22 protein-coding genes and 1 tRNA gene are annotated in these 22699 nt (G+C 67.0%); 16 read left to right on the top strand and 7 right to left on the bottom strand.

The window, feature by feature from the left end; genetic code table 11:
• Positions 1 to 135 precede the first annotated feature (135 nt).
• The 3 genes from NDI65_RS05890 to NDI65_RS05880 all read left to right on the top strand — a co-directional run bounded on the left by NDI65_RS05890 (position 136) and on the right by NDI65_RS05880 (position 3743).
• A complete protein-coding gene (locus tag NDI65_RS05890; protein WP_089781540.1) occupies positions 136 to 1701 on the top strand; it encodes a S8 family serine peptidase in 1566 nt (521 codons plus the stop codon).
• 160 nt (positions 1702 to 1861) lie between these two features.
• On the top strand, positions 1862 to 3154 hold the full coding sequence (locus NDI65_RS05885; protein ID WP_310893480.1) for a RimK family alpha-L-glutamate ligase: 1293 nt from the start codon (positions 1862 to 1864) through the stop codon (positions 3152 to 3154).
• A gap of 337 nt (positions 3155 to 3491) precedes the next feature.
• Positions 3492 to 3743 (top strand): hypothetical protein, encoded by a 252-nt coding sequence (locus tag NDI65_RS05880; RefSeq protein ID WP_089781549.1) that lies wholly within the window; start codon positions 3492 to 3494, stop codon positions 3741 to 3743.
• A 119-nt stretch (positions 3744 to 3862) separates the two neighbouring features.
• Here NDI65_RS05880 and tuf read toward each other — a convergent pair whose 3' ends face one another.
• Positions 3863 to 5125, bottom strand: a complete 1263-nt coding sequence (gene tuf / locus NDI65_RS05875; RefSeq protein WP_004969741.1) for a translation elongation factor EF-1 subunit alpha — start codon at positions 5123 to 5125, stop codon at positions 3863 to 3865.
• 425 nt (positions 5126 to 5550) lie between these two features.
• On the opposite strand from tuf, the gene NDI65_RS05870 reads away from it, so the two are divergent.
• From NDI65_RS05870 to gcvPB, 7 genes are all read left to right on the top strand, one after another.
• On the top strand, positions 5551 to 6036 hold the full coding sequence (locus NDI65_RS05870) for an Lrp/AsnC family transcriptional regulator (protein ID WP_007274563.1): 486 nt from the start codon (positions 5551 to 5553) through the stop codon (positions 6034 to 6036).
• A 364-nt stretch (positions 6037 to 6400) separates the two neighbouring features.
• Positions 6401 to 7885: a proton-conducting transporter membrane subunit gene (locus tag NDI65_RS05865; protein WP_089781551.1), complete on the top strand. Its 1485-nt coding sequence runs from the start codon at positions 6401 to 6403 to the stop codon at positions 7883 to 7885.
• The gene (locus tag NDI65_RS05860) at positions 7875 to 10295 is read left to right on the top strand and encodes a DUF2309 domain-containing protein (RefSeq protein ID WP_310893479.1); all 2421 of its coding nucleotides are present in this window, start codon (positions 7875 to 7877) and stop codon (positions 10293 to 10295) included. Before NDI65_RS05865 ends, NDI65_RS05860 begins: the two co-directional genes overlap by 11 nt.
• Positions 10296 to 10589: 294 nt before the next feature.
• Positions 10590 to 11681 carry a glycine cleavage system aminomethyltransferase GcvT gene (gene gcvT, locus NDI65_RS05855; protein ID WP_089781555.1) on the top strand — a complete coding sequence of 364 codons (1092 nt, stop codon included), beginning with the start codon at positions 10590 to 10592 and terminating at the stop codon, positions 11679 to 11681.
• A 2-nt stretch (positions 11682 to 11683) separates the two neighbouring features.
• Positions 11684 to 12064, top strand: a complete 381-nt coding sequence (gene gcvH / locus NDI65_RS05850; protein ID WP_089781557.1) for a glycine cleavage system protein GcvH — start codon at positions 11684 to 11686, stop codon at positions 12062 to 12064.
• Position 12065: 1 nt separating this feature from the next.
• Positions 12066 to 13409, top strand: a complete 1344-nt coding sequence (gene gcvPA / locus NDI65_RS05845) for an aminomethyl-transferring glycine dehydrogenase subunit GcvPA (protein WP_089781559.1) — start codon at positions 12066 to 12068, stop codon at positions 13407 to 13409.
• On the top strand, positions 13409 to 14830 hold the full coding sequence (gcvPB, locus tag NDI65_RS05840) for an aminomethyl-transferring glycine dehydrogenase subunit GcvPB (RefSeq protein WP_089781561.1): 1422 nt from the start codon (positions 13409 to 13411) through the stop codon (positions 14828 to 14830). Before gcvPA ends, gcvPB begins: the two co-directional genes overlap by 1 nt.
• A 22-nt stretch (positions 14831 to 14852) precedes the next feature.
• On the opposite strand, the gene NDI65_RS05835 is transcribed toward gcvPB, so the two are convergent.
• Positions 14853 to 15029 (bottom strand): hypothetical protein, encoded by a 177-nt coding sequence (locus NDI65_RS05835; RefSeq protein ID WP_004042289.1) that lies wholly within the window; start codon positions 15027 to 15029, stop codon positions 14853 to 14855.
• Positions 15030 to 15271: 242 nt separating this feature from the next.
• Here NDI65_RS05835 and NDI65_RS05830 point away from each other — a divergent pair, with 242 nt between their 5' ends.
• Positions 15272 to 15613, top strand: a complete 342-nt coding sequence (locus NDI65_RS05830) for a hypothetical protein (protein WP_226908796.1) — start codon at positions 15272 to 15274, stop codon at positions 15611 to 15613.
• A 112-nt stretch (positions 15614 to 15725) separates the two neighbouring features.
• Here the strand turns inward: NDI65_RS05830 and NDI65_RS05825 are convergent, their stop codons facing one another.
• Genes NDI65_RS05825 through NDI65_RS05815 form a run of 3 tightly spaced genes read right to left on the bottom strand, consistent with a single transcriptional unit; the run spans position 15726 to position 18666 of the window.
• Complete coding sequence (locus NDI65_RS05825) at positions 15726 to 16724, bottom strand: metal ABC transporter permease (protein WP_193310974.1); 999 nt, start codon at positions 16722 to 16724, stop codon at positions 15726 to 15728.
• A complete protein-coding gene (locus NDI65_RS05820; RefSeq protein WP_089781746.1) occupies positions 16721 to 17563 on the bottom strand; it encodes a metal ABC transporter ATP-binding protein in 843 nt (280 codons plus the stop codon). The genes NDI65_RS05825 and NDI65_RS05820 overlap by 4 nt, the downstream gene beginning before the upstream one ends.
• Positions 17560 to 18666 (bottom strand): metal ABC transporter substrate-binding protein, encoded by a 1107-nt coding sequence (locus tag NDI65_RS05815; protein WP_310893478.1) that lies wholly within the window; start codon positions 18664 to 18666, stop codon positions 17560 to 17562. Before NDI65_RS05815 ends, NDI65_RS05820 begins: the two co-directional genes overlap by 4 nt.
• Positions 18667 to 18857: 191 nt before the next feature.
• Here NDI65_RS05815 and NDI65_RS05810 point away from each other — a divergent pair, with 191 nt between their 5' ends.
• From NDI65_RS05810 to NDI65_RS05795, 4 genes are all read left to right on the top strand, one after another.
• Positions 18858 to 19097: a glutathione S-transferase N-terminal domain-containing protein gene (locus NDI65_RS05810; RefSeq protein WP_004969721.1), complete on the top strand. Its 240-nt coding sequence runs from the start codon at positions 18858 to 18860 to the stop codon at positions 19095 to 19097.
• Positions 19094 to 19627: a cob(I)yrinic acid a,c-diamide adenosyltransferase gene (locus tag NDI65_RS05805; RefSeq protein ID WP_310893477.1), complete on the top strand. Its 534-nt coding sequence runs from the start codon at positions 19094 to 19096 to the stop codon at positions 19625 to 19627. The genes NDI65_RS05810 and NDI65_RS05805 overlap by 4 nt, the downstream gene beginning before the upstream one ends.
• Before the next feature lie 262 nt (positions 19628 to 19889).
• Positions 19890 to 20141 carry a hypothetical protein gene (locus tag NDI65_RS05800; RefSeq protein WP_310893476.1) on the top strand — a complete coding sequence of 84 codons (252 nt, stop codon included), beginning with the start codon at positions 19890 to 19892 and terminating at the stop codon, positions 20139 to 20141.
• A gap of 71 nt (positions 20142 to 20212) precedes the next feature.
• Positions 20213 to 20287, top strand: a tRNA-Val gene (locus NDI65_RS05795).
• Positions 20288 to 20385: 98 nt separating this feature from the next.
• On the opposite strand, the gene NDI65_RS05790 is transcribed toward NDI65_RS05795, so the two are convergent.
• Together NDI65_RS05790 and NDI65_RS05785 are read right to left on the bottom strand one after the other, a co-directional pair.
• Positions 20386 to 20574 carry a hypothetical protein gene (locus NDI65_RS05790; RefSeq protein WP_089781571.1) on the bottom strand — a complete coding sequence of 63 codons (189 nt, stop codon included), beginning with the start codon at positions 20572 to 20574 and terminating at the stop codon, positions 20386 to 20388.
• Positions 20574 to 20723 (bottom strand): hypothetical protein, encoded by a 150-nt coding sequence (locus NDI65_RS05785; RefSeq protein WP_187367408.1) that lies wholly within the window; start codon positions 20721 to 20723, stop codon positions 20574 to 20576. Before NDI65_RS05785 ends, NDI65_RS05790 begins: the two co-directional genes overlap by 1 nt.
• A gap of 500 nt (positions 20724 to 21223) precedes the next feature.
• Here NDI65_RS05785 and NDI65_RS05780 point away from each other — a divergent pair, with 500 nt between their 5' ends.
• Entirely contained in the window at positions 21224 to 22687 is a 1464-nt protein-coding gene (locus NDI65_RS05780) for a hypothetical protein (RefSeq protein WP_310893475.1), read from the top strand.
• Positions 22688 to 22699: the final 12 nt, after the last annotated feature.

Below are 22699 nucleotides of genomic sequence, written 5' to 3'. Positions count from 1 at the left end.
CGACGATTCGGGAATCTGTCGAGGATTTATTTTGGTTTACGAGCCGGTTCCGAATCCCATTTGAAGAACAGGCTGAAATTGAAATTTCAGTCAAGCTAACAAATATTGCCACGGCCTCCCGAGACATGTGTGCCTATGACAGGCACACCGAACTTCGACAGACGAACCTTCCTGAAGCTCGCCGCGGCCGCCGGGTTGACCGGCGCGGCAGGCGTGACCACCGCGACGCCCGGTCGGTCTCCCGGCCCGAAGAAAGAAGAGATTCTCGTCGGCGTTTCGAAGACGGCCGACAGTCCGCGCAAGGCCGTGGAAAAGCACGTCCCCGGCAACGCGACGGTCGTCCACGAGAACAAGAAACTCGGCTACGTGGCGGTCAAGTTCCCGTCGGTCGCCGCCGACCGCGCCCGCGAGAACTTCATCTCGGCGGTCACGAAGCGCGACGAGGTGAAGTACGCGGAGAAGAACGTCACCCATCAGGCGCTCTACACGACGAACGACCCGCAGTACGGCAGTCAGTACGCGCCACAGCAGGTGAACGCCGACGCCGCGTGGGACACCACGCTCGGCAGCCCCGACGTGACCGTCGCCGTGGTCGACCAAGGGGTCAAATACGACCACCCCGACCTCTCGGCGCAGTTCGGCTCCGACAAGGGCCAGGACTTCGTCGACGCCGACGGCGACCCGTATCCGGACGTGCTCGCCGACGAGTATCACGGCACCCACGTCGCCGGCATCGCCGCCGGCTCCACCGACAACAACGAGGGCATCGGCGGCATCAGCGACTCGTCGCTCCTCTCGGGGCGCGCGCTCTCCGAGTCCGGCAGCGGCTCGACGAGCGACATCGCCGACGCCATCGAGTGGGCGGCGGACCAAGGCGCGGACGTCATCAACCTCTCGCTCGGCGGGGGCGGCTACACGTCCACGATGAAAAACGCCGTGTCGTACGCGACCCAACAGGGGAGCCTCGTCGTCGCCGCCGCCGGCAACGACGGGAGCGGGAGCGTCTCGTACCCCGCCGCCTACAGCGAGTGCGTCGCGGTTTCCGCGCTGGACCCCGACGAGACGCTGGCGACGTACTCCAACTACGGCACCGACATCGACCTCGCCGCGCCGGGGACGAACGTGCTGTCGTGTTGGACGACCGACACCGAGTACAAGGAGATATCCGGCACGTCGATGGCGACGCCGGTCGTCTCGGGGGTCGCCGGGCTCACGCTCGCCGTCTACGACCTCTCGCCGGCCGACCTGCGGAGCCAACTCAAGAACACCGCGGTCGATATCGGCCTCTCGGAGAACGAACAGGGCGCGGGTCGCGTGGACGCCGCGAACGCCGTCACGACCGAGCCGGGAAGCGGCGGTGGCGGCGGTGGCGGCGGTGGCGACTCGATTACCTCGACCATCGACGACTCGCTGTCGTCGTCGGCCGACTCCGACTGCTGGAGCTACGCGTGGGAGTACGGCTCGCCGTCGCAGGTCGTCGTCGACCTCAGCGGCCCGACGAGCGCCGACTTCGACCTCTACGTCAACGAGGGCTCGGGGACGTGCCCCACGACCGGGTCGTACGACTACCGCTCGTGGACCACGAACAGCGAAGAGCAGATAGTCGTCGACGACCCCGACACGTCGGCCGACCTCTCGGTGTTGGTCGACAGCTACTCCGGCAGCGGCAGCTACACCGTGACCGTCACCGAAAAGGAGTAACGGGGACCTCGACCGCCCGCGAGGCCGCCTCGCGAGCGAACCGACAGCCGACTTCATGAGCGGGTGACCGTCGCGCGCGACAACGCGTCGCGCGGCGTCACATTCCGATTCTGCGGGACCTCGCGATGCGCTGATGCGACCGGAACGCGTAGTCTCACCCATGGGTGGGGATACACAAACGGTCACCGTGGGGATTCTGGGGTTCCACGACAGCAGGGAGACGAAAGCCATCAGCAACGCGGTCGCGGCGCTCGGCCACGAGGCCGTCTGGCTCCACGAGGAGGCGGTCGGCATCGACGTGTCGCGGTCGGGCGTCGCGCTGGACCCCGACGTCGACGTGGTTGTCAACCGGCTCCTGCTGTCGAAATCGACGAGCCCGCTCGAAGACCTCTCTATCGCCAGTTGCTACGCCGCCGTTCGGCCCGTGCTCAACGACCCGCGGAGCGTTCTCTTCGCCGTCCACAAACACGCGACGGCGAGCAGGCTGGCCGCCGCGGGCGTCCCGGTGCCGCACACGTACATGGCCACCGCGGACGCCAAACTGAACGCCGCGCGCGACGGGTTCGGGACGCCGGTCGTCTACAAGACCGCAATCGGGACCAACGGCGGTGGGACGTGGTTAGTCGACCACGACCGGGCCGTCTCGGCGACCGTCGACGGCCGCCGGGCGTTCATTCAGGAGTACGTCGGTGCGAGCGAGCGCCACCGCGACCTCCGAATCTACGTCGTCGACGACGAGGTCGTCGGCGCGATGTACCGCTACGCCCCGGCGGGGGACTGGCGGACGAACGTCGCCCTCGGCGGCGACGTGGAGGACGCGACCGGGGACCTCCCGCAGCGGGCCGCGGGGGCGGCGCTCCGGGCGACGCGGACGCTCGGCCTCGACTACGCGGGCGTCGACCTCATCGAGAGCGACGGCGGCTGGCTCGTCCTCGAAGTCAACCCGACCGCGGGGTTCCGCGGCCTGTTCCGCGCCACCGGGCGGTCGCCCGCGGCGGCCATCGCCAGCCTCGCAATCGAGCGGGCCGGCGGGCGCGTCGACCCGGCGCTCGTCGAGCGACTCGGCCGCGACCTCGACGGAACGCCGCCGGCGGACGCCCCCTCGCGGGTCCGCGACGAGCGGGTTCCCGTCGTCGGCCACGCGGAACGCGTGACCGTCACCGGAATCAGCGGGTCGAAAGAGGTGCTCGCCCGCATCGACACCGCCGCGTCGACGACGCGAATCGCGCCCGACTTGGCGTCCGACCTCGGGACCGAACCACCGGCCGCGGTGGAAGACGGCGCGCCGCCGCGGGTGGACATCGTGGTCGAACTCGCGGGCGAGCGGCGGACCGTGACCGCGGTGCTCGACGAGGACGTCGGTTCGGAGACGCCGCTTCGAATCGGCCGGGACGTGCTCCGCGACTACTACGTCGACGTGCGCCGAGGGGTCCGCGGCGGCGCGGGTGACTAATGAGACCGGATATATCAAGCCATTCGGTTAATTGGTTGCTCCGCCAAGGGTGACTGCGCCCCGTCCCCGATTCGAGAGGCCGTACTTACGCGATGCAGTTCGTTTCGACGATCCACCCGCGCTCGACAGCGTGGCCGCGTCGCGTCACGTCCCACGTCGGTCGCAACCCAACACCGGCGCACGGCACGTCGAGTCGACCACCGGACGCGGGCCACTCTCGGAGAACCGACAGACGGCGAGCGGACAGTGTCGTCCGAGATACAATCAGGATATAGTTTATAATGATTTACTAAACGCGATGGCAGGTTTTATGGTTCTAATTAACATATAGTTGAACATGTCCGAGACAGCGTCCAGAAATAATCCAAATACGTTCACAATCGTAAACGAGGTCAACGACCACGGTGCGGCGACGCTCCGCGGCGACAACGGCTCGACGTACCACGTCACGTCCTACGAGAACAGCAGCTTCCGCGACTACCTCGCGAACCACCACGCCGGCGACCGCGTGCGGATGGATATCGTCAGGGCGGGCGTCCGCGCGAACGTCTGGCAGGTGTCGGCGCTCTACCCCGGCGCCGACGAGTGACGCCGGACGCGACGAACGCTCGCGCGCCGTTTGTGACCAATCGGTCGCCGACCGTCCGCGTGGACGGCGCGGTCGCTGTCGCGGCGGCGACGCGAAAAAACCGAGGTCGGGACCGGGCGCTACTCGTTGACTTCGAGCACTTTGCCGGCCGCGATGGTCTGTCCCATGTCGCGGATGGCGAAGCTCCCGAGTTCGGCGATTTCTGACGACGGTTCGATGCTGAGCGGCTTCTGCGGCCGGAGCGTGACGACGGCGGCGTCGCCGGCCTTGATGAAGTCCGGGTTCTCCTCTGCGACCTCGCCCGACGCGGGGTCGAGCTTCTGGTCTATGGACTCGAACGTGCAGGCCACCTGCGCCGTGTGCGCGTGGATGACCGGCGTGTAGCCGGCGGTGATGACCGAGGGGTGTTGCATCACGACGATCTGCGCCTTGAACGTCTTGGCGACCGACGGCGGGTCGTCGGCCGGGCCGCAGACGTCGCCGCGGCGGATGTCGTCTTTGCCGACGCCGCGGACGTTGAAGCCGACGTTGTCGCCGGGGCCGGCCTCCGGGACCTCCTCGTGGTGCATCTCGATGGTCTTCACCTCGCCGCCGGCGTCGGAGGGCATGAACCGGACGTTGTCGCCGGTCTTGAGGATGCCCGTCTCGACGCGGCCGACCGGGACCGTCCCGATGCCGGAGATGGTGTACACGTCCTGAATCGGGACGCGAAGCGGGGCGTCGGTCGGCGGCGACGGCTCGGGGAGGTTGTTCAGGGCCTCTAGGACGGTCGGCCCGTCGAACCACGGCATGTTCTCCGAGGGCTCGGCGATGTTGTCGCCCTCGAACGCCGAGATGGGAATGAAGCCGGCGTCGTCGGAGTTGAACCGCACCTGGTTCAGGAGCTGTTGGACCTCCTCTTTGACCTGCTTGTAGGAGTCCTCGCTGTAGTCGACGACGTCCATCTTGTTGACCGCGATGATGAGCTCCTCGATGCCGAGGGTTCGGGCGAGGAAGACGTGCTCGCGGGTCTGCGGCGCGACGCCGTCGTCGGCGGCGACGACGAGAATCGCGTGGTCGGCCTGCGACGCGCCCGTAATCATGTTCTTGACGAAGTCGCGGTGACCGGGCGTGTCGACGATGGTGAAGTAGTACTTGTCCGTGTCGAAGCGCTGGTGGGCGATGTCGATGGTGACGCCACGCTCGCGCTCCTCGGCGAGGTTGTCCATGACGTAGGCGAACTCGAAGCCCGACTTCCCCTTGGACGCCGCCTCCTCGCGGTGCTGTTCGATGATGTGTTCCGGGACGCTACCTGTCTCGAACAGAAGCCGGCCGACGAGGGTGGACTTCCCGTGGTCGACGTGTCCGATGATGGCCAGGTTCTGGTGTGGTTTGTCTGCCATGGGTATCAGGGCGGTGTCGCCCAGTTTGGTAAAATATGACACCCAAAGGTAAATCCGTTTTCCCGGGGCGAAGCGCGTCTCGCGCCGGCTCAGACGGGTCGCGGAAACGGGTTATCAGGAAACGCGAAAACTCAGGAACGCCGTCACGTTGCGACGCCGTCGGGCGAACCGAGCGAGAGTCGAGCGGGGAATCGAAGCGGAAGCCGACGGCTCAGAACTGACGCATCGCGGCGGCCATGTCGGCGAAGGTGGCCGTGCGGCGAACGGACTGCTCGTGAGCGTGAGACGTATCGGCGTTGTCCTTTACAACAATCATAGTAACTATTCCTACCGTTTGGGTAATAAATCTACCGCCGAGGTCGAGACGCGAGAGGGCGTCCGCGCGATATCAAAGGCTAAAGTGTGCTCCTCGCGGAGGTAGTGGTATGGCCCGCGAGGACATCGACGACGTGGACAGGGCGATTCTATACGCACTCCAGGAGGACGCCCGGAACATGTCGTCTGGGGACATCGCAAAGCGAACGGGGACCTCGGACAGCACCGTCCGCAAGCGCATCCAGCGGCTCGAATCCGAAGGCGTGGTCAAAGGCTACAGCGCGAGCGTCGACTATCAGAAGTCGGGCTATCCGCTCCGGATGTTGCTGTACTGCACCGCCTCGATTCCCAAGCGGGGCGAACTCGTCCCCGAGATTCTGGAGATGGACGGCGTCGTGGCGGTCCAGGAACTGGTCACCGGCGAGCAGAACCTCCTCGTGACCGCCGTCTGCGAGACGGACGACGACATCACGTCCATCGCGCAGGAGCTTCTCGACATGGGCGTCACCGTCGCCGACGAAGTCCTCGTCCGCACGCACGAGACGACGCCGTTCGGCGAGTTCGACTCCGAGCGGCACGCCGAGAACGACTCCTGACCGGGCGCGCGCGGCATCCACCGACGAACGGGCCGTTCACGAATCGGTCACCGAGACAGGCGAGCGACCGCAGTCGCCGGGCGCCGCGGCGGGGCGACAGCCGTCGGGCCGGCGCACTCGATTCGTTCGCTCGCGCCGCTTCACCGGGTATCAGGCCTCGAGCGAACTGTTCTACGCGGAATCGACTCTGAGAGTCGAGAGTCGACGCCGCGAAACTATAATGTTCTATAATGGCTAATTTGCGAACGGTTTGTGAATGTAGATAGATTTAATAGACAATCTGTTCTCGGATGGGCGTAAGGGCGACCAGTATCGGACCGCGATGCGGTCTCGATGACCGGACTGGTCAACGACGAACCGAACGATGTCAGGACACAGCTCGAACCCGACGGTCGGAGCACTCCCGGACGCGGCGGCGGACTCGCCGCTCGCGCCCGTCGCACTAACGCGGCTCGTGTGGGCGCTGTTCGCCGCGAGCGTCGCCGTGCTCTTCGCCCGAGTCCGACTCGGGGGTGCGTGGGAAGTTCCCGGCGTCGTCGCCGTCGACGGCCTGACCGTGCTTCTGTGGGTGGTCGTGACGTTCTTCAGCGGCATCGTCCACAGCTACTCGCGCCGCTACATGGCCGGTTCCGCCCACGAGACGAAGTTCTTCGCGACCGTGTTCGGCTTCACGGTGGCCGTGATGGGTCTCGTCGCGGCCGACCACCTCGCGCTGTTCTGGCTGTTCTGGCTCGCGATGGGGCTCGTGATGGCGAATCTCATCGGCGTCATCGACGGCTGGCCGCAGGCGCAGGCCGCCGCGAGCGTCGCCCGCAGGTACTTCCTCGCCAGTAGCGCGTTCCTCGGCGTCGCGCTCGCGGCGCTGTGGTGGGCGACCGGCGCGACGACGGTCTCGGGAATCGCCGCGAACGCCGACGGACTCGGCGGCCCGGCGTGGCTCGTCGCCGTCGTCGCGCTCGTTCTCGCGGCGATGATTCAGTCCGCGCTCGTCCCGTTCCACGGCTGGCTCCTGTCGTCGATGACCGCGCCGACGCCCGCCTCGGCGCTGATGCACGCCGGATTCGTCAACGCCGGCGGCATCCTCCTGCTCCGGTTCGCCCCGGTCGTGACCCTCGACGCCACGCTCATGCTCGGTATCGTGGCCGTCGGCGCGACGAGCGCCCTCGTCGGAAAACTGCTCAAGAACGTCCAGTCGGACGTCAAGAGCGAACTCGGCTGCTCGACCATCGGGCAGATGGGCTTTATGATCATGCAGGCCGGCCTCGGCTTCTTCGGGGCCGCCATCACCCACCTCATCCTGCACGGCTTCTACAAGGCGTACCACTTCCTCAGTTCGGGCGGCGCGGTCGAACGGACCGCCCCGACCGACCACGGGAACCCGGACACCGGGGTCGCGGGCACGGCCGTCATCGTGGCGACCGGACTGGCCGGCGGCGCGCTGTTCGCGGCGCTCACCGGGAAGGGAACGCACCTCGACAGCGGACTCCTGCTCGTGGCGTTCGTCGTGCTCACCACGCTGCACGCGGCCCGCAACGTCGTCGCGCGCGCCGCGCTCCCGTCGACGGCCCGCTACGGCGCGGTCCCGCTCGTCTCCCTGTCGGCCATCGCCGTGTACGCCCTCGTCTACGAGGGGATTTCGAGCGTGCTGTCCGGACTGCCGGTCGTCGAGGCACCCGCCGAACTGAGCGCGCTCCACGCGCTCGTCGCCGGCGTCTTCCTCGTCGTCTACGTCGCGATAGAACTCGGCGTCCACGAGCGGAGTCGCCGCCTCTACGTCGCGCTGTTGAACGCGAGCCAACCCGCGTCCAGCACCATGCTGACCGCCACGGAGGAATACAATGAGTACTGAACACAGCATCGAAGACAGCATCGACAAAGCCGCGACCACCGTCGGCTCGGTCTGGCCGGTCCACTCGTTCGTGACGGCCAACCCGCTTTCGGGCTTCGAGGACATGCCGTTCAGCGAGGCGGTCACGCAGGCCGCGGACCTCGTCGGCGGCCGCGGCTACCCGACCCCGGAGACGTTCGAAGCGGCACTCGAAGGGGGCCAAATCGACCCCGCGGTGCTCGACGCGGAACTGACCGAGCGCGGCTACGAGGGCGACCCCCAAGCCCTACTGGAGCGCATGGACGCCGGCGACGAGTCGGGCCATGCGGACGCCGAGACCGCCGCAGACACGGACGCCGCGCGGGTCGACCGCGTGCTGACGAAGTGGCTGTCGGCGTTCCTCGACGAGGGGCAGGCCCACTGGCCGATGCCGGACCGCGAAGACGGCTTCTACAGCGCCTTCCGGTCGATGGCCCCCCACGACGGCCGGATTCCCGACGACGGGGTCGTTGCCGACCTGCCCGAGTCGCCGGTCGAGGCCATCGAGTCCGCGTTAGCGCCGTATCCCGAGAGCCAGTGGGTGCCGATATTCGAGGAGCAGCTCGCCGCGCTCCCCGGTTGGACCGGGTTCATCAAGCAACGCGCCGCCGACGGCGGCGAGTGGCAGTCCGCGTACCCGATTTCGCTCGACGGCTACCTCGCGGCCCGCCTCGCGCTCCTCGACGCGTTCGGCGTCGACATCGCGCCGTCGACCGGGTCGAAAAGCGACGAGGCCGAGGCGGCCGACGACCTCGCCGACGCGTTCCTGAGCGCGTGGGAGGCGAGCTACCGCGGCGAGGTGGTCGACCGCGTCGCCGCCGAGAGCGAGGCCCTCGAACACAGCGACTCCGGCGGTCGCCCGGACGCGCAACTGGTGTTCTGTATCGACACGCGCTCGGAGGTCATCCGCCGGCACATCGAAGACACCGGCGACTACGAGACCCACGGCTACGCCGGCTTCTTCGGCGTCCCGATGGAGTATCAGGGCTACGACGCCGAGATTGCGGTCGACGCCTGTCCCCCGATTGTCGACCCGGAACACCGCGTCACCGAGGTCCCGACCGACAGGGACACCGAGGCGACCCGCGACCGCTGGTCGCGCCTCCGCGAGACCGCGGGCGAAGCCATCGAGGCGCTGAAGACCAACCCCGCAACCGCCTTCGGCTTCGTCGAGAGCGCGGGGAGCGGCTACGGGGTGGCCCTCGCGGCCCGCACGCTCGTTCCCGGCCGCGTCGCCGACCTGCTCGGAACCGCCGACGACGCGGTCCCCGACAACCACGAGTTCTGCGACCCGGTCGTCCACCACCAGCACTCCTACGTCGGCGACCTCCCGGTGGGGCTGACCGACGAGGAGAAAGTCGAGTACGCCGCGAACGCCTTCGACCTGATGGGGTGGGAGGAGTTCGGCCGCCTCGTCGTGTTCACCGGCCACGCCAGCGAGACGGCCAACAACCCCTACGATTCGAGCCTGGACTGCGGGGCCTGCGCCGGCAACCCCGGCGGCCCGAACGCCCGCGTCCTCGCGGCCATCTGCAACGACGAGACGGTCGCGGACGAACTCCGCGACCGCGGGTTCGACATCCCCGAGGACACGGTGTTCGTCGCCGGTCAGCACAACACGACGACCGACGAAATCGAGCTGTACGACGGCGACGTGCCGGAGAGCCACGCGGACGACCTCGACCAGTTGCGCGCGGACCTCGCAGTCGCCCGCGAGAACGCGGCCGCCGAGCGGACGGGCGCAAACGGCTCCGCGGCCGTCAGCGAGGCGGAGCGCCGCGCCGCCGACTGGGCCGAGACGCGCCCCGAGTGGGGGCTGGCCGGCAACGCCGGCTTCGTCATCGGCCCGCGCGAACTGACGAGCGACCTCAACCTCGACGGGCGCGCGTTCCTCCACTCCTACGACCACTCGACGGACCCCGACGGCGACGCGCTCGAAGCGATTCTCACGGGGCCGATGGTCGTCACCCAGTGGATTAACATGCAGTACTACTTCTCGACGGTCGACAACGCCGCCTACGGGAGCGGGTCGAAGGTGACCCAGAACCCCGTCGGCAACGTCGGCGTCTATCAGGGCAACGGCGGCGACCTCATGACCGGCCTCCCCCTCCAGTCGCTGATGGCCGCCGACGACGACCCGTACCACCAGCCGCTCCGCCTCTCGACGATTATCCACGCGCCGGTCGACCGCGTCACCGACATCTTGGCCGACCACGAGGAACTGACCGAACTGCTCGACAACGACTGGCTCTCGCTGACGGTCGTCGACCCGACGCAGGACCACCGCGCGTTCCACTACGAGGAAGAACTGACGTGGACGCCGACGTCCGAACGGGTCGAAGCGCGCCCCGAACCGGAGACGCCGCCCGCGCCCGCCGCCGCTGACGACTGAGCGGGCCGCGTTCGAGTCGGACACTCGCCAGCGACCGTTTTTTCCGGCCGATTCGCCACGGATAGCGACTTCGCGGCGTGTCGTCGACCCACATCGGAATTATATATCGCAGTAATTCGTTTATCGCGGTGCGTGCCGTCTTTCTCCCAACCGCGTCCGAACGGCATATTTCGCCATCTGGTTGCGGGTTCGTGGTGTTTTCCCCCGCATCCCTCCCCTGATTAATGCACGATAATGGATATACCGAGCGAACAGATACCAAAGCATTACTTATCTCAGTTCGCAGGGGCCTGTATGGGCCTTCGCAAGCCGCCGTTGTACGACGTCCACGCGGACGCCGGGGCGACGTTCACCGAGTTCGGCGGATGGGACATGCCTGTGGAGTACGACTCCATCAAGGCCGAACACGCGGCCGTCCGCGAGTCGGTCGGCATCTTCGACGTTTCGCACATGAGCGAGATAGAGGTGTCCGGCCCGGACGCGACCGCGCTGATGCAACGCCTGACGACGAACGACGTGACGGCCCTCGAACCGGGTGACTCGCAGTACTCGGCCATCGTGAACGACGAGGGCGTCATCGTCGACGACACCGTCGTCTACCGCCTCCCCGACCGCGACGAGCGGGTCTATCTCTTCATCCCGAACGCCGGCCACGACGAGGAGATGTACGACCGCTGGACCGCGTTCCGCGACGAGTGGGGCCTCGACGCCGCCGTCGAGGACGTGACCGAGGAGTGGGCGATGTTCGCGGTGCAGGGCCCCGACGCCCTCGATTCGGTCACCGACGCCGCGCCCGGCGCGGCCCTCGGCGACCTCTCGAAGTTCCAAGCGGCGTTCGTCGACGTGGCGGGCGTCGAGTGCTGGGTGGCCCGGACGGGCTACACCGGCGAGGACGGCTTCGAGGTCCTCTGCCCGTGGGCCGACGCCGAGACCGTCTGGTCGGCGCTCGACGCGACTCCCTGCGGGCTCGGCTCCCGCGACACGCTCCGCATGGAGATGGGCTACCTGCTCTCGGGACAGGACTTCGACCCCGAGACGGAACCCCGGACCCCCTACGAGGCCGGCATCGGCTTCGTCGTCGACCTCGACACCGAGTTCGTGGGCCGCGACGCCCTCGAACGACAGCGCGAGGCCGGCGTCGAGGAGACGTTCGTCGGCTTCACGCTCCTCGACCGCGGCGTCCCCCGACACGGCTACGACATCGCCGACGCGGACGGCGAGGTCATCGGCGTCGTGACGAGCGGGACGATGAGCCCGACCCTGTCGGAACCCATCGGCCTCGGTTACGTTCCCGTCGAGTACGCCGACGACGAGACCGAGATTTCGGTGCTCGTCCGCGGCCGCGAGAAGCGCGCAGTAATCGTGACTCCCCCCTTCATCAACTGACAATGTTCGAAATTCCCGACGACCGGAAGTATCTGGAATCGCACGAATGGACCACCACCGAGGGCGACGCCGTCAAAATCGGCATCTCCGACTTCGCGCAGGACGAACTGGGCGACGTCGTCTTCGTGGAGCTCCCCGCCGAGGGCGACGTGCTCGTCGCCGGCGAGGAGTTCGGCGTGGTCGAGAGCATCAAGGCCGTCTCGGACCTCTACGCCCCCGTCTCGGGCACGGTCACGGCCGTCAACGAGGAGCTGTTCGACGCCCCGGAACTCCTCAACGACGACCCTTACGGCGACGGCTGGATGCTCGAAGTCGAACCGGCCGACGAAAGCGAGTTCGACGACCTCCTCTCCCCCGAGGAGTACCGCGAGCAGACGGAGTGAGATGACAGCTGGAAACGGACGGCGGGCCGGAAGCCCGTACGCCCCACACACCGACGCCGACGAGGAAGCGATGCTGGACGCCGTCGGCGTCGACAGCGCGGAAGACCTCTTCGACATCCCCGAGGAAGTCCGCTTCGACGGCGAGTTCGGCGTCTCCGGTGCCGACGAGCGCGAACTCAGGAACGCCATGGCCGACCTGTTCTCGCGCAACGAGGAGCTGACGGAGTTCCTCGGCCGCGGCCACCACGCCCACTACGTGCCGGCGCTGGTCGACGACCTCTCGCGGCGCTCGGAGTTCCTCACCTCGTACACGCAGTACCAGCCCGAAATCGCGCAGGGCTTCCTGCAGGTGCTGTTCGAGTACCAGTCGATGCTGGTCGAGCTGACCGGGCTCCCGGTCGCCAACTGCTCGATGTACGACGCCGCGACGGCGCTCGCCGAGGCCGCGCTCCTCGCGAACCGCCTCCGGCGCGGCGCGAGCGGCCACCGCGTGCTCGTCCCCGAACACCTCCACGAGGGCCGCCTCGGCGTCCTCGAAAACTACCTCGACGGCGCGGAGATGGAAATCGGCGAGTACCCGATGGCCGACGGCGCGGTCGACGTCGACGCCCTCGCTGACCTCGTCGACGACGAGACCGCGATGGTGTACGCCGAGACCCCGACGGTCCGCGGCGTCATCGAGGAGCGACTCGCGGACATCGGCGACCTCGCCCACGACAACGACGCGCTGTTCTGTCTCGGAAGCGACCTCGTTGCGCTCGCGCTCCTCGAAGAGCCAGCGAGCGTCGGCGCCGACGTGGTCGTCGGCGAGGCCGGCGCGCTCGGCCTCGGAACGGCCTACGGCATGGGTCTCGGCATCTTCGCCACCCGCGAGGAGTACCTCCGGCAGGTTCCCGGCCGCCTCGTCGGCGTCTCCGAAGACAGCGCGGACATGCGGGCGTTCACGCTGACGCTCCAGACCCGCGAACAGCACATCCGCAAGGAGCGCGCGACCTCGAACATCTGTACGAATCAGGCGTGGGTCGCGCTCCGAACGGCCATGCACATGGCGTGGCTCGGCCCCGACCGCCTCGTCGACCTCGCGGAGCGAGCGGTCACCGACGCTCGCGACCTCGCTGACCGACTTGACGAGCTTTCGGGCGTCAAAGCGCCGCTGTACGACCGCCACCACTTCCGCGAGTTCGTCGTCCGGACGGACCAGCCCGCGCCCGCCATCACGAACGACCTCGCGGGTCGCGGCTTCGCGGTCCACGCCCTCGACGACCACCACCTGCAGGTCTGTATCACCGACGCGAACGCCGACGCCGCGGACGGACTGGTCGCGGCCTTCGAGGAGGTCATCTGATGAACTTCGACCAAGCCCGATTCAGCCGCGACGACGAGTACGAACCGCTCCTGTCCGAGAAGGACAGCACGACCGTCGAGGTCGATTCGGAGGGCGTCCTCCCCGACGACCTGACCCGCGACGAACTGACGCTCCCGGCGCTGTCGGAGCCGCAACTGGCGCGCCACTACACGCGCCTGTCGCAGATGAACTACAGCGTCGAACTCGGGCCGTACCCGCTTGGGTCGTGTACGATGAAGTACAACCCCTCGTTCACGGAGGACGTGGCGGCGGACCCCAACGCCGGGGTCCACCCCGACCGCTCCGACCGGACGATTCAGGGGACGCTCGGCCTCCTGCACGGCCTGCAGGAGTACCTCGCGGACATCGGCGGCATGGACGCCGTGACGCTCCAGCCCCCGGCGGGTGCCGCGGGCGAGTTCACGGGCATCCTCGTCGCCAAGGCGTACCACGAGTCGCGCGGCGACGACCGCTCGGAGATTATCATCCCCTCGTCGGCCCACGGGACGAACTTCGCGTCGGCCGCGATGGCCGGCTACGACGTGGTCGAACTCCCCTCTGATGACGACGGCCGCGTGGACATGGAGGCGCTCGACGCCGCCGTCTCCGAGGAGACCGCCGCGCTCATGCTCACGAACCCCAACACGCTGGGGCTGTTCGAGCGCGACATCGTCGATATCGCCGAGTTGGTCCACGACGCTGGCGGCCTGCTGTACTACGACGGCGCGAACCTCAACGCGCTGCTCGGCCGCGCCCGCCCCGGCGACATGGGCTTCGACATCATGCACTACAACGTCCACAAGACGTTCGCCACGCCCCACGGCGGCGGCGGTCCCGGTGCCGGCCCGGTCGGCGTGGTCGAAGAGCTCGCGGAGTTCCTCCCGAGTCCGATGGTCCGCGAGACGGCCGCCGGCTACGAGCAGTACGAACCCGAGTCGTCCATCGGCAAGGTCCACGGCTTCGCCGGCAACTGGCTCGTGCTCGTGAAGGCGTACGCCTACATCGCCCGCCTCGGCGACGCGGGCCTCGCGGACGCCAGCGCGAAGGCCGTCCTCAACGCCAACTACCTCGCCTCGCAGATAGACCTCGAAGTCCCGTACGGGCCGTTCCACCACGAGTTCGCGGCGACCTCGGGCGACCGCGACGCCGCCGACGTGGCGAAGCGCATGCTCGACTACGGCGTCCACCCACCGACGACGAAGTGGCCCGAACTCGTCTCGCAGGCGATGCTCACGGAACCGACGGAGGTCGAGGACAAGGCGTCGCTCGACGACCTCGCGCACGCCTTCAACGCGGCGTACGCCGACTCCGACGAGGCGCTCGAAACCGCGCCCTCGAAGACCAGCGCCCGCCGCATCGACCAGGTGTCCGCCGCGCGGAACCCGCGGCTCTCGTGGCGGGCGCTCGGCGACGACGAATAACGAGAAAACCCTCTTTTCGCGGTTACGCTTCCGCTTTCGCGTACGTCTCGATGTCGTCCGTGATGTGGATGTAGCCGTAGTCGCACTCCGTGCAGTGCCACTTCGTCTTCGTGCCGAGGTGAATCTCCATGCTGGCGGCGAGGTAGAACGTGTCGTTGCCGCAGGCCGGGCACTCGCGTTCGATTTCGAGGTCGCTCATGGGGTCGAATCCGTGGTAGTCGTTGTTGAAGATATTGGTTCGCGGACGCTGTGGCCGGTGCAATAAATCAAATACCGCGATATGAAATCCGGATTCGTCGCCGAATCACTGCCAGTTCGCGTGAACGGCCGGGTCTGTGCCGTCTCTCCGGTTTGCCGCGTCAACTGGGGGGCGTCACAACTGTGGCCGGGCTCCCGGACCGTCTGTCAAAGGTTATGCATCTTCGGATTCAGTCATCGACCGTGCCCTCCCGCATCGTCGAGCGCCCCCGCGTACTGTTGTTCCTCCTGCTTACCGTCGTGCTGGGCGGCTTGACCGTCCGGGCCGCCGTCCGCGGCCACGCCGCCGTGCAGGTGTTGCTCCTCGCATCGCTGACGGGGTACGCGCTGACGGTGCTGTTGTTCCACCGGGTTCCGAACGTCGAGCGTCTCGTTGCGGTTCCACTCGGCGTCGTCGGCGTCGCCGCCTACGGCGTCGGCGCACCGACGGACCTCCCGGTGCTGTTGGTTCTCCTCGGCGTCGGGGGAGCGGTCGACCTGCTGTGGGACCCGAGCGGGACCGTCCACGGGAGTCAGTCGGACTGACCGCCGCTTGAGGTGGCAGGTTGTATGAGACACCGCGAGCGGTGGCGGGGACAATCGAGACCGAATCGCACCGAAATCGCCGAGCAACAGGCGGGTCAGAAAACGCGAGAGACTACAGTTCGGAGGACTCGATACTCCCCAGTTCGGGGGTCGCGTCCTCGCCGGCGCGCGCCTGTACCTTCCCGATAGCGACGGCGACGACGTAGATGCCGACCGCGACGAGGACGATGACGCCGCCCGCGGTCGCCTCGCCGTAGTAGGACGCGCCGATGCCGAGGAGGACGGCGAGTTCGGCGAGCACGACGGAGACCAAAAGCGACTCCGAGAAGCTTCGGGAGACCTGCGCCGCGCCCGCGACGGGGACGACGAGCATGGCGGCGACGAGGATGACGCCCATGATTTGCATCGCGCCGACGACGACCAGCGCGGTCAGCATGACCATCACGCGGTTGTACCACGTGACCGAGATGCCCGAGACGGCGGCGGCCGTCTCGTCGAACGTCACGTAGAGCAGTTGATTGCGCGTGAGCGCGACGGTGCCGACGATGACGGCGAACAGCACGAGCAGGATGGCGGCGTTCTCCGCCGAGACGGTCGAGAGGTTGCCGAAGAGGTACTGGTTGATTCCGACCGCGAGGCCGCCCGCGTTGAGGCTGATGAGGACGGTCCCCAGCGCGAACCCGGTCGAGAGCACGATTGCCATCGACACGTCGTTGTAGGCGTCGGTCGCCTCGGAGATGAGTTCGATGAGGAGCGCCGCGATGACGGCGACGACGACGGCGGTCAGATACGGCGAGACGCCGAGGCTGAACACGCCGTTGAGAAAGAGGCCGACGGCGACCCCGGCGAAGGCGGTGTGGGCGAGCGCGTCGCCGATGAGCGCGAGCTGGCGGTGGACGAGGAACGTCCCGATGAGCGGGGCCATCACGCCGATACAGAGGCCGACGAGGATGGCGCGGTGCATGAACCGGTAGTCGAGGAAGCCGAGCCCGGTCGCGTCGCCGACGGCGAAAAGCAGGTCGGACCACAGCGCGAGGACCCAGTAGAACGGCGCGAGGACGGCGTCTAACGGCCCCGCTTGGAGCGCGACCAACAGTTCGAGGGGAATCACGCGCGACCACCGCCCGAACCGCCCGCGAAGGAGGCCGCCGTGCCGAACGCCCGCGCGAGCGCGTCGCTCTCGACGAACTCGTCGGTCGGGCCGTCGAAGTAGACCTCGCGGTTGAGACAGACGACGCGCCGGGCGTGGTCGGTGACCGCGCCGAGGTCGTGTTCGATGAGGAGAACCGTGATGCCCTCGTCGTTGAGCGCTTCGAGCAGGTCGTAGAAGGCGTCGACCGACTCGGCGTCGACGCCGACGGTCGGCTCGTCCAAGACGAGCAGGTCGGCCTCGCCGGCGAGCGCGCGGGCGATGAAGGCGCGCTGGCGCTGGCCGCCCGAGAGCTTCGTCACCCGGCGGTCGGCGAACTCGGACATCCCGACCGTGGCGAGCGCCTCGTCGACGATGCGGTGGTCCTCGGCGGAGAGTCGGCCGAAGCCGACGTGGGGGAACCGACCCATCTTCACGACCTCGCGGACGGTGATGGGCATCTCCTTGGAGGCGCTGGCGTGCTGGGCGACGTATCCGATGCGCGCCCCGTCGTCGAAGGCGTGGGAGGGCTCGCCGAACAGCCGTGCAGACCCCTCGTCGGGACGGAGCAGGCCGAGGATGAGCTTCATCAGCGTCGACTTGCCGGAGCCGTTCGGCCCGACGATGGCGACGTACTCGCCGGGGTCGATGCGGAGCGAGATGTCCTCCACGACGGGCGTCGCGGTGTAGCCGAACTCGACGTCCGCGAGTTCGACGAGGGGGTCGGACGAGCCGCGGCCGTCATCGGCGGCGGCGTCGGCGACGCCGGTGTCGGCGGACTCAGCTGACTCGGCGGACTGGCCATTACGGAAGACGCTCATTCGAAGTTCCTCCATTCGTCGGCCCAGCCGTCGTAGCCGACTTCCTCGGGCGACTTGTTGCCGAGGACGACCTCGAACGTCGGCATGTTGATGTTGTCGGCGATTTCCTCGTAGCCCCAGTCGTTTTCCACCCAGTCCTCGCGGACGCCCGCGTACGGGGTGACGGGGAAGTACGCCTCGACGGGCGTCTCGGCGATGAGCTGTTTCGCGGGGCGGCGCGTCTCGAAGACGCCCGCGCCGATGTACCTGATGTCGTTGTCCTCGATGACGCGCTTGGCCTCGGTGATGTCCGAGGGCTTCACGTCGCCGCTGGCGGCGAGGTTGACGACGAGCGGGCGCATCTCGACGCCGTAGCGGACGCCGATGTACTGGAAGGCGTTGTGGGCCGCCAACTGGACGACCTTGCGCGACGCCCGGTCGAAGATGTCCTGATAGTCCCGGTCGATGCGGTCGAGCACGTCGGTTTTGTACGCGTCGGCGTTGTCGCGGAACGTCTCCTCGTGCTCGGGGGCGAGTTCGACCAGCCCCTCCGTGATGTTGTCCACGGCGGTCTTGGCGCGCCGCGGGTCGAGCCAGAAGTGGGGGTCCTTCCCGCGGCCCTCGCCGACGCCCTCCTCGTCGCGGTCGAGGCTCGCGGCGAGTTCCACGAGTTCGACGCCCTCGCGGACGTTGATGAGTTGGGTGTCCACGCCGTCGTCCTTCAGCGTCTGGATGGCGCGGTCGGCCCACGGCTGGAAGTCCTCTCCGACGTGGACGAACGCGTCGGCCTCGATGATGTCCCGCGTGACGCTCGCATCGGGTTCCCAGCCGTGACCGTGAAGCCCGGTCGGGATGAGGTTCTTCAGGGTCACCGGGGTGTCGGCCGCGACCTCCCGCGCGAAGTCGTAGAAACTGAAAAACGAGGCGACCACGACGGGGCCGCCTTCCGACTCGGACCCGCCGGAGGCGTCGTTCGAGCCGGTGTTCGAGCCGTCGGTTCCGCCTCCCGCTCCGCCGCCACCGCCGAGACAACCGGCGAGCCCGGCCGTCAACAGACCGGAACCGGCCGCGACGACCGACCGCCGAGAGAGTTTGGCACCGGCCGAATCTGGATTCGCGTTCATTACTATGCTAGATAGAGACAACGCATTATATAGATGTGTTGCTCTAAGGTTTAAATTAGACGGGTCTAAAACGAGTGGCGAGCCGCAACGGCTCACGGGGCACCGACGACGATGCCGCTGAACAGGAGTGCGCGGCGCTCGGACCCACCGGCGTGCAAATCTCTTTGGGCCGGCGCGCCCAACGGCCCGACATGGGAATCGAACTCTACGCGCTCGACGGCTGTCCGTACTGCGAGAAGGTCCACGACGCGCTCTCCGAGGCGGGGGTCGACTACGAGACGCAGTGGGTCGACGCGCTGCACTCGGACCGAAACGAGGTCAAGCGCGTGAGCGGCCAGCGCGGCGTTCCGGTCCTCGTAGACGGCGACCGCGGCGTGACGATGTCCGAGAGCGAGAACATCCTCCGGTACGTCGACCAGACGCTGGCATGAAGATATACACCGGTCGCGGCGACGAGGGGATGACCGACCTGCGGGACATGACCCGCGTGTCGAAGACGAGCCACCGCATCGAGGCGTACGGAACGGTCGACGAGGTGAACGCGCTGGTCGGGACCGTGCGCCCGACCGGCCACGGCGACGTGGACGAGGTTCTCGAAACGGTCCAGAACCACCTCCACATCGTGCAGGCCGACCTCGCCAACCCCGACCCCGACGAGGGCGACCCGCAGATAGCCGCCGACCACGTGGACGAACTCGAAGCGTGGATAGACGAGGCCGACGAGGAACTCGACCCGCTCACGTCGTTTATCCTCCCCGGCGGGAGCGAGACGGGGGCCAAACTCCACCACGCCCGCGCGGTGTCCCGGCGGGCCGAGCGCCGCGTCGTCTCGCTCGCGGCGGAAGAACCCGTCAACGAGGAGGTCGTCGCGTACCTCAACCGCCTCTCCGACGCGCTGTTCGTCTTCGCGCGACTGGTCAACAAGCGCGACGGCGTGCCCGAGGAGTCGCCGACGTACTGAGTCGAGCCCCCGCTTCACCCGCCGGCGTCGGCGGGCCGGCGCGGTCGCTCACGAGGATAATGGGACCAGGACGGACGAATCGTGCCCACGGTATCGCCGTCCCGGAAGGGGCCAGACGCTGGGACCGACCACGAAGCGTGGCCTGCGTTCCCAGTTTTAGGTATGCCTAAGAATCACTAAAGTGTATCGCTCTTTCTCAGACATATGAGATTCGGTACCGCGTGACATAACCGTTTTCTCGTCCGCGGGACTATCCGGAGGTATGAACCGACATTTCACCGACGCGCGGTACTACTTCCGGCGGGGGTTCGAGCACCTGTACGCCGGGGTCGACGAGGAGACGGCACCGCTCCGTCGCCGCCTCATGGCGGCGCTCGGGCGCGAGGTCGAAGACGAGTCGGAGCCCGCGCCGCGGACGCGGCGGGAGCGCGTCGAGTACGGGGCGCGCCGGGCGGCGACGCGGAGTCGCCGAGCCGCCGGGCGGGTTCGCCGTCGCGTGCGGCGACCCGAGTAGGTGCGTTTGTGCCCCGAATCGGGGCACAACGTAAGTCTTAATTGGCGGCGCGGGAAATCGAAGTCGTAGCCGGGTTGGTGGTCTAGCCAGGTTATGACGGCTCCTTCACACGGAGCAGGCCGGCGGTTCGAATCCGCCCCAACCCACTTTCTGAGTTCTCGAAACGATAAGTGACAGGCGTCTACGGAGCCGAGGCTGGTCGCCGTCAGTTAATCAAAAAACAAAAACGTCGCAAGCCGAGCGCCTACGCGATATCGTCCAGCGAGACGGCGCTCCCTCGGTCGACCGTAATCCACGAGGTGGTCAGTTCCTCCGATTTCGGGGAGAACACGGTCAGTTCGCTCGGGTTCTCGGGGTCGTCGTAGATGCATTCGAGGTCGAACACCGGCGCGTCCGCCAACTCGTCGGAACTGTGGGGTGCGGCCGTACTCATCAGATAGAGACGTCCGCCTTGCAACTCGCACACAGCGCGTCGCCGACCGCCTCCTTCGGGACGGAGGTCCCGCATCGAGGGCACCGGGAACGGGTGCGCGAGTACTCCGTGTACGGTGCGATCCGCGAATTCTCGTTGGATTCGCTCATACACGTCCAAATACGACACGAGTACAAGAAGTTTTGGATATTGTGGTCGTAATTGTTCAGATTCGAACCCGAATGTAACGATACTCTCGATTGTAGTTTGTACTCATCCACATCAAAGGAGAATCGGTACGCGGGTGGGAAGTCGGCCGAGCCGTCCGGAGAGGCCCCGCGAGACAGCCACCAGTTCGATACCGTTCCGGTTTCGAAACGCTCAGTCGCATCCGTCACTCAATCTGTCAAGAATGTCGAATAAACGAGAGGCTACCCTGTTAGCTTCGGTGACGTAATCGCTTTTCTGACAGTTAACGCGTAGCGTCTCGAATGAAACATCGTGTTTCGCGAACTGTTGCGGAAAAACTGGTCAATAAGCCCCCAGTATCGGAATCAGAGACAGACTAACCGCCTACACCATCAGGTAAGTTGACAGCCGGAACGCGAAACTATTGAAACTATCTCGTCACCTTTTGCCGGCGGCGTCGGTAGACTGTCACCGCAGACACATGAGCACACGAACACGTATCGCCGGCGTCCTCGTCGTCGTCGCCCTCGTCGCGGCGGCGGCGGGGACCGGTCTGGCGGCGTCCGACGGCGTGCAGTCGGTCGCCCAGCCGGACGCGCCGGCGGTCGACACACGGCAGGCACAGGTACAAGAACAGACGCAGACACAGATGCAGACGGAGTACTGCACGTATCCGAGCAACGGGACCTACGAGTCGTTCGAGGTGAGCAACCTCTCCGCGCCGTCCGGCGTCGAAGCCGGCGAGCCGGTGACGGTGTCGGCGAACATCACCAACCCGAACGACGTGCCGATGATCCAGTGCGTCGAGTTCCGACTCGAAGGCGACGTGGTCGAGCGGACCGGCTGGGCGCTGAACCCCAACGAGACCGAGACCATCGAGTTCGACGTCAACACGACGGGTCTCGAAGACGGGACGTACATCCACGGCGTCGAGACGCGGGACTTCGGCGAGCTGACGACGCTCACCGTGGGCGAACAGCCCGAACCCGAGGAGCCGACCGCGACGCTCCAGTTCGACGACCAGGAGTCCGACGGGAGTAACGTGACCGTCGCGAGCGCGAACCTCTCTGACGGGGGGTACATCGCCATCCTCGACGAGAACGGCTCCGTCGTCGGCGCGACCGACTACCTCGAACCCGGGGAGCAGGAGAACGTCACCGTGCCGCTTCTCGAACCGCTGAACGAGAGCGCCACCCTGACCGCGCAGGCGCACCTCGACACCAACGACAACCAGACGCTCGACTTCCTCACCTCCAACGGGACTGAGGACGGTCCGTACACGATGAACGGGACGCCCGTCACCGACGACGCCGAGGTGACGATTAGCGAGGAGCCGACAGAGGAGCCGACCGCGTCGCTCCAGTTCGACGACCAGGAGTCCGACGGGAGTAACGTGACCGTCGCGAGCGCGAACCTCTCCGAGGGCGGCTACATCGCCATCCTCGACGAGAACGGTTCCGTCGTCGGCGCGACCGACTACCTCGAACCCGGGGAGCAGGAGAACGTCACCGTGCCGCTTCTCGAACCGCTGAACGAGAGCGCCAACCTCACGGCGCAGGCGCACCTCGACACCAACGACAACCAGACGCTCGACTTCCTCACGTCCAACGGAACCGAGGACGGCCCGTACACGATGAACGGGACGCCCGTCACCGACGACGCGGTCGTGACTGTCGGTGAGGAGCCGACCACGGAGACGCCGACTGAGGAACCGACCACCGACGAACCGACGACTGAGGAACCAACCACTACCGACGAACCAACCACTGAGGAACCAACCACTACCGACGAACCAACCACTGAGGAACCAACCACCGACGAACCGACCACCGACGAACCGACCACTGACGAACCAACCACTGACGAACCAACCACTACCGACGAACCGATGAGCGAGACGCCGCCGCCGACCGAGACGCCCATCGACAACGAAACGGAGAACTGAACCGCCGACAAC

Origin of the sequence: Haloferax sp. S2CR25 (assembly GCF_031624535.1) — an archaeon.
In the GTDB taxonomy this organism is placed as follows: domain Archaea; phylum Halobacteriota; class Halobacteria; order Halobacteriales; family Haloferacaceae; genus Haloferax; species Haloferax massiliensis.
The sequence above is the reverse complement of the archived record's forward strand: the minus strand, read 5'-3'. Positions and strand labels throughout refer to the sequence as shown.